This window comes from Pseudomonas sp. MDT1-17, from assembly GCF_054898105.1.
In genome coordinates, this window is record NZ_JBUBVM010000001.1 from 4,226,416 (window position 1) to 4,240,146 (window position 13,731).

The window sequence follows — 13,731 nt, forward strand, 5'->3', positions numbered from 1 at the left end:
CGCCTCAGAGGTGGTAGACATCGATGACCTGACGAACATAGTCGTTCTTCAGGATCACTTTCTTGGCCAAGATCTGCGTGTTTTCACCGCGCACATCGAGGGTGTAGAAACTGCTGCCGAAATAGCTGTCGACGGTCTTGTAGCGAAAGCTCAGGGTGTGCCAGTTGAAGCGCACCTTGCACAGTCCGTCGGCCTGTTCGAGCAGCTCGATGTTGCTGATGTTGTGCGAGGTGCGGGTGTCCGGAATGCTTGCACTGGAGCGTTCGGTCTTGATGCGGAAGATGCGGTCTTCCAGACCGGTGCGGTTGCCGTACCAGATCAGCGAGATTTCCCGCTGCGGGTCTTCGGTCAGCTCGTCGTTGTCGTCCCAGGACGGCATCCAGAACGTCGCGTCAGGGGCGTACAACTCCAGCCATTCGTCCCATTGCCGGTCATCGAGGTAGCGCGCTTCGCGGAAGAGAAAATCGCGCACGGTGTCATAAGTGATGGTCATTACACGGCCTCCACAGGAATCAGTTCGGACTGCTCGGCGGCCAAGGCCTTGAGCATGGTCTGCTGCCAATACTTGTGTTGCAGTACGAACAGGCCTTCGTCTTCAGTGCGCACGCCACTGAGCAACGGATGCAGGTCGATTTCTTTGGCCGCCTCATCGGCGCCTTCGATCCAGTGTTCGGCGCCACGGGACATGTCATTCCAGGCGGTCACGCTGCCCTGATAACTGGTCTGGCAGGAACGAAACTCTTCCAGATCATCCGGGGTGGCCATGCCGCTGACATTGAAGAAATCCTCGTACTGACGAATCCGGCTCGAACGGGCGTGGTCGCTTTCGCCTTTTGGGGCGATGCAGTAAATGGTGATTTCCGTGCGGTCGACCGAGATCGGCCGGGCGATACGGATCTGCGAACTGAACTGGTCCATCAGGTACACGTTCGGATACAGGCACAGGTTGCGCGAGTTCTCGATCATCCAGTCGGCGCGAGCCTTGCCGAAATCCTGAGCCAATTCATCGCGACGCTCGTACAGCGGACGATCCTCGGGGTTGGACCAGCGGGTCCAGAGCAGCATGTGGCCCTTGTCGAAGGAATAGAAACCGCCGCCCTGCTTGGCCCAACTGCCGGCACTCATGGTCGGATTGCAATCGCCGGCCTCGCGCTGCTTGCGCTGATTCTGGGTGGCGGCGTAGTTCCAGTGCACGGAGCTGACGTGATAGCCGTCGGCGCCGTTTTCGGCAGTGAGCTTCCAGTTGCCTTCGTAGATGTAGCTGGACGAGCCGCGCAGCACTTCCAGGCCATCAGCGGACTGGTCGACGATCATGTCGATAATCTTTGCCGACTCGCCCAGGTGTTCAACCAACGGCACAACATCAGCCTTCAGGCTGCCAAACAGGAAGCCGCGATAGGATTCGAACCGCGCGACTTTGGTCAGGTCGTGGGAGCCTTCGCAGTTGAAGCTCGCCGGGTAGCCCGCTTCGGCCGGATCCTTGACCTTGAGCAGCTTGCCGGAGTTGTTGAAGGTCCAGCCGTGGAATGGGCAGGTGTACGAACTCTTGTTGCCGGACTTGTGCCGGCACAGCGTCGCGCCACGATGGCTGCAGGCGTTGAGGAACGCATTCAGCTCACCGTCCTTGTTGCGCGCAATGAAGATCGACTGGCGCCCCATGGTGGTGGTGTAGAAGTCGTTTTTGTTGGGGATCTGGCTTTCGTGGGCCAGGTACAGCCAGTTGCCTTCGAAGATGTGCTGCATCTCGAGATCGAACAGCCGCGGGTCGGTGAACATCTCGCGCTTGCAGCGATAGATGCCCTGCTCTTTGTCATCTTCGAGCAGGGAGTGAAGGTATTCGGGTCGCAGGGTCATGGCCGCCGCCTCCATTGTTTTTATTCAGGCAGGGCCATGCTAGGACGGGGGGATGTGGCGGACTATCCGCTGGGTGCAGACCTGTATCCGTTTTGTGCAGAACGCAAAAACCCCGTAGGAGCCGGCGAAGCCTGCGATCTTTTGATCTTGCCTTTAAAAAGCAAAGTCAAAAGATCGCAGGCTTCGCCAGCTCCTACGGGGTGCGAGTTTCAGTGGCGGCGTTTGAGGGTGTCGGACGGTAGTTCGCCAAACTGTTTGCGGTAGCTGTCGGAGAACCGGCCCAAGTGCAGGAAGCCGTAATCCATGGCGACTTCCGTAACGTTGCGCACGTTGCAGGTCGGGTCGCTCAGGCAGGCGTTGACGCGTTCAAGACGTTTTTGCCGGATGTAGCTTTTCGGCGTGGTGCCGGCATTGCGTTCAAACAATCCGTACAGTGAGCGCAGACTCATCCGCGCCTGGCGTGCCAGTTCTTCGCTGTCGATGTCCTGTTTGAGGTGGCCCGCGATGTAGTCGGCAATCACCTCGAACGTAGCCGCTTGTGAGCCGAGACTGATACGGCTGACATTGGTCTTCATCAGGCTGAGCATCTTGCTGACGATGATCTGTGCGTAGTGCTCCTGCACCTTGGGAATCTGCTCGGTGGCCTCGGCTTCCTGGCACATCATCGCCAACAGACCGACAAAGCCTTCCAGCTCATCGAGCTGATAACGGTTCTCCAGAAACCGCACGCCCTGCCCCGGATACCGCCAGCGCTGCTCATCGCACACGGACTCCAGCAACGGCGTGGGGACTTTGAGGATGAATTTTTCGCAATCGTCGGAGTAGGTCAGGTCCACCGGATCGTCGGGATTGATCAGCAGCAACTCGCCGGGCGCGAAGTAGTGTTCCTGGCCGTGGCCGCGCCACAGGCAGTGGCCGCGCAGCAGCACTTGCAGGTGATAGATGCTTTCCAGCGCACCGGAGGTAACCCGTACGCTGCCGCCATAGCTGATGCGGCACAGGTCGAGGCTGGCAAACTTGCGGTGATTGAGGCTGGCCAGCGGTCGCCCGGCCCGGGGCATCAGAATGCAATGGTTACCGACATGCTGATTGACGTAGCCCGACACCGCGTAAGGATCGGCGTGGTCGAATACGGTGCTGCGCTGACTCAATAATTGCGTTTGCATCATCGGGTCACTCTCGTTGTTGTTATAGGTTGCGTCTGGGCATTCCGAGGCAGTGCTTGCAAGGGTGTGTCAGTGGAGTGACATGTGGGAGCGAGCCTGCTCGCGAAAGCGCAGTGTCAGTCAACGTTAATATTGAAGCTGATGGCCCTTTCGCGAGCAGGCTCGCTCCCACAGGTTATCTCGTGGCCCGGCTCCACTTTTCGAGAATATCAGTCCTCGAGCGCGCGGACTCGTTCGTGGCGCTGCTGCTCGTCGGGTTGCGCGGAGGTCTGCAAGGTGAAATCGAAGTCGATTTCGGCAAAACGACCGCTCACACCATGGGCCGCGGCACGCTGTTGATCGTCGCTGAACGTGATTTTCGCGATCAGCTCATCCCGTGTGGCATAAGCGAAATCGTCGTGCAGGTATTGATCGCCGTCGAGGTTGATCTGGGTGGTCAGGTGACGATGATCCGGCGCGGAAATAAAGAAGTGAACGTGCGCCGGCCGCTGGCCATGACGGCCCAGTTGATCCAGCAATTGCTGGGTCGGGCCGTCCGGCGGGCAGCCGTAGCCCGACGGCACGATACTGCGAAAGCGATAGCGACCTTCGGCATCGGTGACGATACGACGACGCAGGTTGAATTCCGACTGGGTGCTATCAAAGTAGGAGTAAGTTCCGCCGGTGTTGGCGTGCCAGACATCCACCACCGCGCCGGCCAAAGGTTCGCCGGCGGTGTTCTTGACCTGGCCCTGCATGAACAGCACCACACCTGGATCGACACCGTCATCCAGTCGCGCCTCACCCTCCGACAACGGTGCACCCGCCACATACAGCGGGCCTTCAATCGTCCGTGGCGTGCCGCCAGCCTTGCCGGCCTGCTCGTCTTCGGCGTCCATCAGCAAGTCGAGGTAATGTTCCAGGCCGAGCCCGGCCACCACCAACCCGGCCTCTTGACGCGCACCCAGCACGTTGAGGTAGTTGACGGCTTTCCAGAACTCTTCCGGGGTCACGGCCAGGTCTTCGATGATGTTCACCGAATCACGCAGGATGCGGTAGATCAGTGCCTTGGTCCGCGCATCGCCGGCCTCGTTATGCAGGCCGCTGGCCTCTTCGAGAAACTTCGGGACACTGGCAGTGTGGGAAATCTTGACGTTCATTTTGGGGGGTTCCTCATCTTGTAATTATTAGCGTAGCGAACTGAACAGGCGGGGTTCAGCGGTCATCCTCGCGGATGGAAGAAGGATGCCGGCACATCGCGTCGACCTCGATCGCCATGTACGGAAACAGCGGCAGTTGCATGAGCAGGTCGTGCAATTCCTGAACGCTGTCGACGTCGAAAATGCTGTAATTGGCATAGTGCCCGGCGATGCGCCACAGGTGACGCCACTTGCCCTGCTCTTGCAGGCGCTGGGCCAGGGCTTTCTCGTCGGTCTTAAGCTTTGTGGCCGTTTCCGGATTCATGTCGACCGGCAGATTCACGGTCATTTTTACGTGGAATAGCATGATGCACTCCTCAGACTTGATGAACGACAGTGGATGACTTGTCGCGACGGAAATACGCCAAGCGCTCTTCATCCAGGCTCAAACCCAGGCCCGGTGTTTTCGGAACGTGCAGCTCAAAATCGCTATAGACCAAGGGCTCGCTGAGAATGTCTTCAGTCAGCAGCAACGGGCCGAACAGCTCGGTATCCCAGGCCAGTTTATTCAGCGTGATAAAGGCATGGGCCGAGGCCAAGGTGCCGATGCCGCCTTCGAGCATAGTGCCGCCATACAGGCCGATACCGGCGGCTTCGGCGATGGCAGCGGTTCTCAGCACGGCGCGCGGGCCACCGTTCTTGGCGATTTTCAGGGCGAACACCGACGCTGCGCCCTCCCGCGCCAGGTTGAAGGCATCTTCCACGCATTCGATGGATTCATCGGCCATGATCGGCGCCGGGCTCATCGCATTCAGGCGCACCATGCCGGCGCGATTATTGCGCGAGATCGGCTGTTCGATCAGGTCGATGCCGTTGGTTCCCAGGATCCGGCAGGCGCGCAGCGCGACCGCTTCGTCCCAGGCCTGATTGACATCGACCCGCACGCTGGCGCGATCGCCCAGCGCTTTTTTGATCGCGATGACATGGGCCAGGTCGCGGTTGACCTCACCGGCACCGATTTTCAGTTTAAAGATCCGATGACGGCGCAGGTCGAGCATTTTTTCCGCTTCGGCGATGTCCTTGTCGGTGTCGCCGCTGGCCAGGGTCCACGCCACCGGCAAGGCGTCGCGAACGCGGCCGCCCAGCAGCTCGCTGACCGGCAGCCCAAGGCGTTTACCCTGAGCGTCGAGCAAGGCGGTTTCGATACCTGATTTAGCGAAGGTGTTGCCACGGATGCTGCGCTCCAGGCGCAACATCGCGGCATTCACGTTGGTGCAGTCCTGGCCCAGCAGCAGCGGCGCGAAGTGTCGGTCGATGTTGGTCTTGATGCTGTCAGGGCTTTCGTTGCCATAAGCCAGGCCGCCGATGGTAGTGGACTCACCAATGCCCTCGATGCCGTCGGCGCAGCGCACACGAATGATCACCAGCGTCTGGTTCTGCATGGTGTGCATCGCCAGTTTGTGCGGGCGGATGGTCGGCAGATCGACGATGATCGTCTCGATCGATTCAATGGCTGTTGCAAGCATGTCGATACCCGTCAGGTTCTTGGAGTTCTGGAACCGATTCTGGTACGGCTTTTTTCCGGAAGCCAATATAGAATTGGTCTGACTTGATACCTTTAAGGTATGCAAACGACTTGTGTCTGGAGGTTCCATGGAACTGCGTCACCTGCGTTATTTTCAGGTGTTGGCTCAAACCCTCAACTTCACCCGTGCCGCCGAACTGCTGCACATCGCCCAACCGCCCCTGAGCCGGCAGATGCAGCAACTGGAGGATGAACTCGGGGTGTTGTTGCTGGAACGCGGGCGGCCGCTGAAGCTGACCGACGCCGGTCGGTTTTTCCATGAACACTCCACCGCGCTGCTCGAGCAACTGAGCAAGGTGTGCGACAACACGCGACGGATCGGTCTGGGTGAAAAGACCTGGCTGGGCATCGGTTTCGCACCGTCGACGCTTTACGGCGTGCTACCGGAACTGATTCGCCGTTTGCGCAGCGGCGAGCCCCTGGAACTTGAACTGGGGCTCTCGGAAATGACCACGTTGCAGCAAGTTCAGGCGCTCAAGGCCGGGCGCATCGATATCGGTTTCGGTCGAATCCGCATTGACGACCCGGCCATCATTCAGACGGTGTTGACCGAAGATCGGCTGGTCGCCGCCCTGCCCGCCGGCCACCCATTACTGGCCGGGCCGATCAGCCTTCGCGACCTGGCGAAAGAACCTTTTGTGCTGTACCCCGGCAACCCGCGTCCCAGCTACGCCGACCATGTGATCGCGTTGTTCGAATCCTATGGCGTGAGCATTCATGTGGCGCAATGGACCAACGAGCTGCAAACAGCCATCGGGCTGGTGGGGGCAGGCATCGGGGTGACCTTGGTGCCGGCCTCAGTGCAATTGCTGCACCGCGACGACATTGGTTTCACGCCGCTGCTGGAAGACAACGCGACCTCGCCGATTATTCTCAGCCGGCGCGTGGGCGACGTATCGCCAGGGTTGAATCATTGCTTGCAGATGATTGATGAACTGCAACCGCGGGACTAGCCGGCAAACGCCCGACGACCGGCACGCATTTCAATGCGCAACTCACCAATCAGATTGGAGATAGCGCGAACGGTGGTCAGCTTTGCTGGCGATACTCCGGTGATCAGCAGATCAGTTCGCCCGGTGGCGGGTTCGTAGACCTTGATCCGTAACGTTCCGTCGGGGTTCACCGTGCAAGCACAGGACCGCGGTTGAAAACCGGACTCCACAATGCGGCAAAGCTCTGGAACTGAAACCATGACTGGCGCCTCCGTGGCAGTTAATCGGATCCAACTTGCTCAGCATAGATGCACATTTCCCATCCTGCCCCGCCAATGCTCAAAATATGTGTTAACTGTTTCTCACTTCGGAGTCTTTTCAGTGAGAATCCCGATCCCAGATCCAGTTCCAGATCCCCGGCAATTTAACCGCCTCTGAACCGTCGCGGACGGTGCGCGCCATGGCTGCGCGTTGCAGCGCTGCTGTGTCGTCATAAAAAGGTTTCTGGGCTGCTTTCAAACCGGTGGCGCTCGCACTGTCGAGGAGGATTTGCAGGTATTCGCGAGTATGCCGGGCGGTGTAGCGATTGAGGTCGTGGAAGGTCACCACCACCGGAATCACCCCGTCCACCACCGGCAACTCTCCAAGGGCGATGCGCTCGCGCACTTCGGACATTGTGCGCAGAAAGTGGGCCCGTCGCCGGGGGCTGGCGTTGAAACCCCAGATCTTGCCGTCATTGGCGCTCAAATCGGTCAGCAGCACCTGCATGCCATGTTGCTGATAGGCCGCGAAGGTGCGTTTGTCGTAGCTCCAGAATGGCGGGCGCACCAGCGTCGGCGGCGCACCGGCAATCGCGGCGATATCGGCGCTGCCTTTGCTCAGCGCCTGCTCCAGTTCTTCCGGGGACAAGGAGCGGTGATTGGTGTGCGAATGGGTGGCCGTGTGGAAGCCCAGAATCTGCCCTTCTGCGTGTTCGCGGCGCATGACCTCGCGACCGATATCGCTGTCGCCGGCACGTGGCGCACCCGTCTGCACGAAGAACACCGCTTTGAGGTTCGGCTGCACCGGGTTAGTGGCCAGACTGTCGAGCACCGTCATCGTCGGGTTCCAGAAACTCGATGCGCTGGGACCGTCGTCAAAGGTCAGCAGAAAACGGATCGGAGGTTGCGCGCTCAGACGCTGTTCGGTCTGCGGCGTCATTACTATGGGAGAAGCGATACAACCTGCCAGCCCTGTGGCGATGACGAGTGCAAATAGAACCTTGAACATCTGTTTCATGTTTTGCCTTGGGCCAGACCGTTACGGTCAACACGTCAAAGGGCAAAAATCCTTCGCCCATTTATCCTTCGTCGGCCCGCCTGTCGCTGGGGGCCGAGGTTGGATAAGGGTACACAGTGTTTGGTTCCAGTGCTGCCATGTGATCTGAGCAACTAAGCTGAAATCTCCAGCCAGCGCTCTTCAAACAGAGGATCAGCCTATGTGCGGACGCCTGTCGCAGTACCGTGGCATTCACGATTTTGTCGCGGCGCTGAGCATCCCCGACGCGTTGATCAACCACGTCGGTGATGAACCGTTGGCCCGCTACAACGCGGCGCCGACCACGCAACTCGCCCTCCTGCATCTGGAGAGCAATGGCCTGCACGCCGATTTTCAGCGCTGGGGATGGCGGCCGCACTGGGCGAAGGATCGTGCGGCGCCGATCAATGCACGGGTCGAAAAAGTTGCCCACGGCCCGTTCTTCCGGGCGATCTGGCCACACCGCGCGATTGTGCCGATCGACAACTGGTTTGAATGGGTCGACGCCGGGGATTCGACGAGGCAACCGTGGCTGATCCGCCGACGGGACCGGGCGCCGACTTTATGCGCGGCGATCGGCCAGTTTCCCGGCGCGCGGGGTGAGCCACGGGCCGACGACGGTTTTGTGATCATCACCGCCGACAGCATGGGCGGCATGCTCGACATTCATGACCGGCGCCCCGTGGTGCTGTCTGCGCAACTGGCGCGGGAATGGCTTGATCCGGCCACCCCCAAAGAACGGGCTGAGCAGATGGCGCTGTTGCAGGGTGAAGTCAGCGAGGTTTTCGAGTGGTACAAGGTGGACAAAGCGGTTGGCAATTCAAGAAATCAAGGTGCGGCACTGATTGATGAAACACCCTGAACTTGTCAATACAGACATAAATACAGGCATAGGTAACAGATATATATCCATATTGAACACTTGATCACTACGCAGGTTGTTTCACCGAAGATACACGTGCCTATGTTTGGCGATAGAACCTATCAACCGCCTGTCTGACACTTCGATACATTAAGAATAACTATGGATAGGATGCGCGCCGCGTTTCCCTCGGCACTCCTCAATTGACCAAAGAGTCAATAAACCCAGGAAATCCCTACTACAACAAGCCTTGCAGAGAATTAAATTGCGCGACGATTTTACAATTAATCAAGTCGGTGATCTGGTGTGTGTTTATCTTTCAAAGACAGAACACTGCCCGCTCGACAGTTTCATCGGGCAATATATAAAGACCCGCAACCTGGGTTCAATCCCGACAATCAGCAATCTTCTTCGTTCAACTCTCGACAGCTATCCGGGCAAATCTCCGGTCATGGTCAACGAGCTGAACGCCTGGATCGACAAAACCTTGGGTTATCGGGCCTCCCACCCCGATTTTCTGCAGTTGGAAGATGTTTGAAACGACGCTCAATGTCTACTCAGCCGACTCCGCCCATGCTTACCCCGACTCCGGTCTTCAAATCGCCGCACACGCCACTCTCGAAACCGCGCGCGTCGAAGCGCAGCAATTGGGCATTACGCACATTCGCTGGAATGAAGCGATCTGATTTAATAATCGCCCAAAGAAAAGCCCCGATTGATAGCGTAATGCTGTTCACTTAAGCGCAACACCCACATTTGTGGCGAGGGGATTTATCCCCGTTGGGCTGCGAAGCGGCCCCAGCGTCCATTCAGACTGACTAGGTTGTTTGGATTCACGACTGCTTCGCAGCCGAACGGGGATAAATCCCCTCGCCACAGGTTTTAGCTCGCCTGAAAACTGTCTTAAGTGAACAGCATTACGCTTGATAGCGGGGCTTTTTGTATGTGCAAATCGGTCAAGGCTTCAACGGACGCTCCTGGTCGCGATCTGACAGCTCTTTACCGTCGTCGGGGTGCTTCCAGTCCGGCGTCGAACGCCGCTGCTGCTTAAGCTCCTCTTCCGTGGGCTCGTCCTCATCTGCATCCAGGTCCGGACGCTTTGGATCATTGGCCATGCTCAGCTCTCTTCCTGAAGGGGTCCTCTTTAAGCGTAGAACAGTTTCGAGGGAACGAATTAGAGCCACCAGCGCAGCAAAAAGAAAACCCCCATGCTCAACACCATGCTGAGCAAGGTATTGCGGGTGTAGAGCACCAGCCCCACCGCCACCAGCGAACTGAGCAAATACGGGTTGTCCCACTGCAGATTCAGCTGTTTGTCCGGCATGAACACGATCGGCCCACAGATCGCGGTCAGCATGCCCGGTACCGCAAAACCCAGGAACTGCCGCGCATTACTGCTCAAGCGCACGGGCAGCCGAGGCTCCAGAAACACATAGCGGTTGAGGAAAACCAATATCCCCATGCCGACAATAACCGCCCAGACCATCATGTGCGTCCACCGTAGAATTTGTTGCAGATAAAGCCTGCGGTCATGCCCGCCAACCCTGACAGCACCAGTGCCGACCCCCATTGCCAGTAGCTGAACAGCACCGAACAGAACAGCGACACCGCCACGCACACCACGGTCGGCACGTTTCGCACCACCGGGGTAATCAGCGCGATAAACGTCGCCGCGATAGAGAAGTCCAGGCCCAGATGTTCCAGCCCCGGAATGCTGCTACCCAGCACGATGCCGGCCAGGGTGAAGAGGTTCCAGGCGATGTAAAACGTCAGGCCGACACCCAGGGCGTACCAGCGGTTGAACTGCTGTTTGTCATGCGCACTGGTCAGGGCGAACAGCTCGTCGGTGAGCAAAAAGCCCAACCCCACACGCCAGCGACCTGGCAACGGCGAAACCACCGAACGCAGGCTCATGCCGTAAAGCAAATGCTGGGAGGTCAGCAACAACGTGGTCAGCAAAATCGAAAAGATCCCCGCACCGCCCTTGAGCATGCCGATAGCCACCAGTTGCGCCGCCCCGGCAAACACGATGCTCGACAAACCCTGGCCTTGCAGGGGCGTGAGATTGGCTTCGATGGCCATGGAGCCAGCCAGCAATCCCCAGGGCGCGGTCGCCAGGGACAACGGCATGATCGCCGCAGCGCCGCGAAGAAAAGCACTGCGCGGCATGAGTGAATTGGACATAACGCTCTTCAACCAGGGAAAGACCTCAGACTGTGCCAGCAGTCATGGCCGAAGGCTTGAACAATCTTGCGCATTTGGTCGCGTTTTTCAAAACCGTCGATGCAACGCAGCAGCGAAACCATGGTGATGCGTCTGAAGGAAGTGCTCACAGCGTTGAACAGCAACAATCGATAGAGCGCCAGTAATCAGCCCGAGTACCATGGAGCAATTCGCATAATGCATCAGGGAGTCGACATGCTGTACCGAATCGCCGCCGACGGGCTGGTGCTGTTTCATCTGTTGTTCATTCTGTTCGTGCTGTTCGGCGGGCTGCTGGTGCTCAAATGGCGCCCCCTGATCTGGTGGCACCTGCCCGCGGCGGCGTGGGGCGTGTCGGTGGAAATCTTCCACCTGCCCTGCCCGCTGACCGACTGGGAAAACCTGATGCGTCACGCGGCCGGGCAAACCGGCTATGGCGGCGGGTTCATCGAACATTACGTGTGGCCGGTCATTTACCCGGCAGGCCTGACGCCGGCGATTCAGCTGGGACTGGGCAGCGTGGTGCTGGCAATCAACGTGCTGGTCTACTTTCGGGTGATCAGGCTGTGGCAGCGCCCATCGGGCGCGTAGATACCGCAGGCTCGGGCCGCGTTCGGACGATCTTTTGATCTTATCCGCTCAAGGATTTCACAGTGACCTGATGCTGTTCACTTAATAAAATGGATGGCGGCCTGAGAAGTCGACCGGTTTTTTGATGGTGTACATATCCGTTTCTGCGGTCACGGCCGCCTATGGTTCCGCTTTACAGCGGGTCACTTTGGAAAAGCGCCGATGGAAGTAGTCACAGGTTGACGGACAGGCTCAGGACGTGAGGGGGCGGTGCATCAAGATCAAAAGCTGCTGGCGAGCTAACGCTCGGCCTGTTGAGTGGTGAGAAGCAAAAGATGTACGCCGATGTGGGAGCGAGCCTGCTCGCGAAGCTGTTGATCTTGATCTTGACGTTACTTTGGCTTCAGATCTGCCGCTCCTTTCCCAGAGGCCGAACGCAGGAGTTGCGCAGGGGGCACCGCGGCAAGGATGCCGCGGTAGCCGAGACCGCAGAAACGGATATGTACACGATCAAAAAATTACCCAGTAACCGGTTTGTTTGAATTCAGTTGGCAATAACGCTCATGTTCCGCCCGCTGGCCTTGGCCACGTACAGCGCCTTGTCGGCGGCCCCCACCAAGTCATCGGGCTGGGACTGCGACGCCGGATCATAAGCGGCGACGCCCAGGCTGACCGTCACCGTGCCTTCAGCACCTTCACGGTGCTCGATGCCTGCCTGCTGAACCGCGCGACGGATTTTTTCCGCCACCATAAACGCCCCAACATAGTCGGTTCCGGGCAGAACTACCGCAAACTCTTCACCGCCATAGCGCGCAGCCAGGTCGCCGGGGCGCTTGATGTTGTCCCTGATGATCGTGCTGATGTTGCGCAAACACTCATCGCCGGCCACATGGCCGTAAAGATCATTAAAGCTCTTGAAGTGATCGACATCAATCATCAGCAGCGCGAGGTGGGTCTGGTTGCGCCTGGCACGGCCCATTTCGGCAAGGATGAACAGATCGAACTGACGCCGGTTGGAAAGCCCGGTCAGTGCATCCTCCAGGGCCAGCAACTCAAGACTGCGGTTGACCTCGATCAGTTTTTCCTGCGTATCCAGCAATACGCTCTGCACCTGATTCTGCTGCGTCATGAGGCGAATGAGGCGATAACCGAGTACGACCAGAAACCCCAGGAATAACGAGACGATCCCGGCACTCAGCAGGACCTCCTTACGCCAGGCTGCCAGGACTTCATCTTTATTCAGCGCAGCAAAGATGATCAGCGGATAACCGTCGACCCTGCGAAATCCGACCACACGCTCGACGCCATCCACATAGGAGGGGACCGTTGCCGTGCCTGAATTGCCCTTGAGCAACAGTTGCGTAAACAGCGGCCCTTTGGCGACGCTGATGCCGATTTCAGCTTCTTTGAACGGCCGGCGAACGACGATGGTGGCGTCGTCGGCGATCAGGTTGATCACGCCGTTACCGCCCATGTCGATGCTGTTGTAGAGCGCAAGGAAGTGGCTGAGATAGATGCTTGCCAGCGCCACGCCGGCAAAGCTGCCATCCGGATGATTGATCCGGCGGGAAACCGTCATGATCCATTCACCGCTCGAACGGCTCTTGATCGACGGGCCAATGTGGGGTCCACGATCGGGATGATCACGATGGAAGATGAAGTATTCACGGTCGGCATTGTTCGCATTGGGCACGACGGCACCATTGGAATTGACAACCCAGCGACCTTTTTCGTCATACACGAACAAGCCATGGAGCTGGCCCAACTCGCTGCGCTGGGCCCTGAGCAATCGCTCCAGCCCGGGCAACCGAGCCTGGTCGATACCGTCGTTTTCGAGGCGATCCACCAGGGTAAACAGCAGCGTATCGGCTTGCTTGATCGACGCCTGCGCTTGCGAGGCCAGAGTCTGCGCAAGGTTGGACATCGCCACTTCCTTGTCATGCAGATGGTACTGGCGCGAGTTCCAGGCTTCCCAAATCACGATAGCCGTCATGGACAGGCACACCGCGACCAGCAGAAACACCGCAGAACGGACCTTGAGCGTTACTCCGACCCGCTCGGCTACCAAGGGAATGCCATGACGGGCTTGTTCAATTCGATCTTTAACGGACGGATGACCCATGACGCTCCCTGGTTTCTGACCACA

The 13,731-nt window shown here is 58.4% G+C and carries 17 protein-coding genes; 5 read left to right on the top strand and 12 right to left on the bottom strand.

Annotated elements, in window-relative coordinates:
- Positions 1–4: 4 nt before the first annotated feature.
- From benB to ACYZTX_RS19540, 6 genes are all read right to left on the bottom strand, one after another.
- Positions 5–493: a benzoate 1,2-dioxygenase small subunit gene (gene benB / locus ACYZTX_RS19515; RefSeq protein ID WP_462035464.1), complete on the bottom strand. Its 489-nt coding sequence runs from the start codon at positions 491–493 to the stop codon at positions 5–7.
- The gene (gene benA / locus ACYZTX_RS19520) at positions 493–1,854 is read right to left on the bottom strand and encodes a benzoate 1,2-dioxygenase large subunit (RefSeq protein WP_462035465.1); all 1,362 of its coding nucleotides are present in this window, start codon (positions 1,852–1,854) and stop codon (positions 493–495) included. The genes benB and benA overlap by 1 nt, the downstream gene beginning before the upstream one ends.
- A 209-nt stretch (positions 1,855–2,063) precedes the next feature.
- Positions 2,064–3,023 carry an AraC family transcriptional regulator gene (locus ACYZTX_RS19525; RefSeq protein ID WP_462035466.1) on the bottom strand — a complete coding sequence of 320 codons (960 nt, stop codon included), beginning with the start codon at positions 3,021–3,023 and terminating at the stop codon, positions 2,064–2,066.
- 206 nt (positions 3,024–3,229) lie between these two features.
- Positions 3,230–4,159 (bottom strand): catechol 1,2-dioxygenase, encoded by a 930-nt coding sequence (catA, locus tag ACYZTX_RS19530; RefSeq protein WP_462035467.1) that lies wholly within the window; start codon positions 4,157–4,159, stop codon positions 3,230–3,232.
- Positions 4,160–4,214: 55 nt separating this feature from the next.
- A complete protein-coding gene (gene catC / locus ACYZTX_RS19535) occupies positions 4,215–4,505 on the bottom strand; it encodes a muconolactone Delta-isomerase (RefSeq protein ID WP_462035468.1) in 291 nt (96 codons plus the stop codon).
- Between the two features lie 10 nt (positions 4,506–4,515).
- Positions 4,516–5,664, bottom strand: coding sequence for a muconate cycloisomerase family protein (locus tag ACYZTX_RS19540; protein ID WP_462035469.1), 1,149 nt, complete (start codon positions 5,662–5,664; stop codon positions 4,516–4,518).
- 127 nt (positions 5,665–5,791) lie between these two features.
- On the opposite strand from ACYZTX_RS19540, the gene ACYZTX_RS19545 reads away from it, so the two are divergent.
- Entirely contained in the window at positions 5,792–6,676 is an 885-nt protein-coding gene (locus ACYZTX_RS19545) for a LysR family transcriptional regulator (RefSeq protein ID WP_462035470.1), read from the top strand.
- On the opposite strand, the gene ACYZTX_RS19550 is transcribed toward ACYZTX_RS19545, so the two are convergent.
- Positions 6,673–6,915 carry a DUF1652 domain-containing protein gene (locus ACYZTX_RS19550; protein ID WP_462035471.1) on the bottom strand — a complete coding sequence of 81 codons (243 nt, stop codon included), beginning with the start codon at positions 6,913–6,915 and terminating at the stop codon, positions 6,673–6,675. The two genes, ACYZTX_RS19545 and ACYZTX_RS19550, sit on opposite strands and share 4 nt — an antisense overlap.
- A 118-nt stretch (positions 6,916–7,033) precedes the next feature.
- Complete coding sequence (locus ACYZTX_RS19555; protein ID WP_462035472.1) at positions 7,034–7,933, bottom strand: polysaccharide deacetylase family protein; 900 nt, start codon at positions 7,931–7,933, stop codon at positions 7,034–7,036.
- 199 nt (positions 7,934–8,132) lie between these two features.
- Here ACYZTX_RS19555 and ACYZTX_RS19560 point away from each other — a divergent pair, with 199 nt between their 5' ends.
- The 3 genes from ACYZTX_RS19560 to ACYZTX_RS19570 all read left to right on the top strand — a co-directional run bounded on the left by ACYZTX_RS19560 (position 8,133) and on the right by ACYZTX_RS19570 (position 9,499).
- A complete protein-coding gene (locus ACYZTX_RS19560) occupies positions 8,133–8,813 on the top strand; it encodes an SOS response-associated peptidase (RefSeq protein WP_462035473.1) in 681 nt (226 codons plus the stop codon).
- Positions 8,814–9,078: 265 nt separating this feature from the next.
- Complete coding sequence (locus ACYZTX_RS19565; RefSeq protein ID WP_462035474.1) at positions 9,079–9,351, top strand: hypothetical protein; 273 nt, start codon at positions 9,079–9,081, stop codon at positions 9,349–9,351.
- Positions 9,344–9,499: a hypothetical protein gene (locus tag ACYZTX_RS19570; RefSeq protein ID WP_462035475.1), complete on the top strand. Its 156-nt coding sequence runs from the start codon at positions 9,344–9,346 to the stop codon at positions 9,497–9,499. Before ACYZTX_RS19565 ends, ACYZTX_RS19570 begins: the two co-directional genes overlap by 8 nt.
- A gap of 270 nt (positions 9,500–9,769) precedes the next feature.
- Here the strand turns inward: ACYZTX_RS19570 and ACYZTX_RS19575 are convergent, their stop codons facing one another.
- The 3 genes from ACYZTX_RS19575 to ACYZTX_RS19585 are packed head-to-tail and all read right to left on the bottom strand — an operon-like array spanning position 9,770 to position 10,997.
- On the bottom strand, positions 9,770–9,928 hold the full coding sequence (locus tag ACYZTX_RS19575; protein ID WP_462035476.1) for a hypothetical protein: 159 nt from the start codon (positions 9,926–9,928) through the stop codon (positions 9,770–9,772).
- Positions 9,929–9,987: 59 nt separating this feature from the next.
- Entirely contained in the window at positions 9,988–10,302 is a 315-nt protein-coding gene (locus tag ACYZTX_RS19580) for an AzlD domain-containing protein (RefSeq protein ID WP_462035477.1), read from the bottom strand.
- Positions 10,299–10,997 (bottom strand): AzlC family ABC transporter permease, encoded by a 699-nt coding sequence (locus ACYZTX_RS19585; protein WP_462035478.1) that lies wholly within the window; start codon positions 10,995–10,997, stop codon positions 10,299–10,301. The genes ACYZTX_RS19580 and ACYZTX_RS19585 overlap by 4 nt, the downstream gene beginning before the upstream one ends.
- 234 nt (positions 10,998–11,231) lie before the next feature.
- Between ACYZTX_RS19585 and ACYZTX_RS19590 the strand changes: the two genes are divergently transcribed.
- The gene (locus tag ACYZTX_RS19590) at positions 11,232–11,606 is read left to right on the top strand and encodes a DUF2784 domain-containing protein (RefSeq protein ID WP_462035479.1); all 375 of its coding nucleotides are present in this window, start codon (positions 11,232–11,234) and stop codon (positions 11,604–11,606) included.
- Positions 11,607–12,129: 523 nt separating this feature from the next.
- Here the strand turns inward: ACYZTX_RS19590 and ACYZTX_RS19595 are convergent.
- Complete coding sequence (locus tag ACYZTX_RS19595) at positions 12,130–13,707, bottom strand: sensor domain-containing diguanylate cyclase (protein ID WP_462035480.1); 1,578 nt, start codon at positions 13,705–13,707, stop codon at positions 12,130–12,132.
- Between the last annotated feature and the right edge of the window lie 24 nt (positions 13,708–13,731).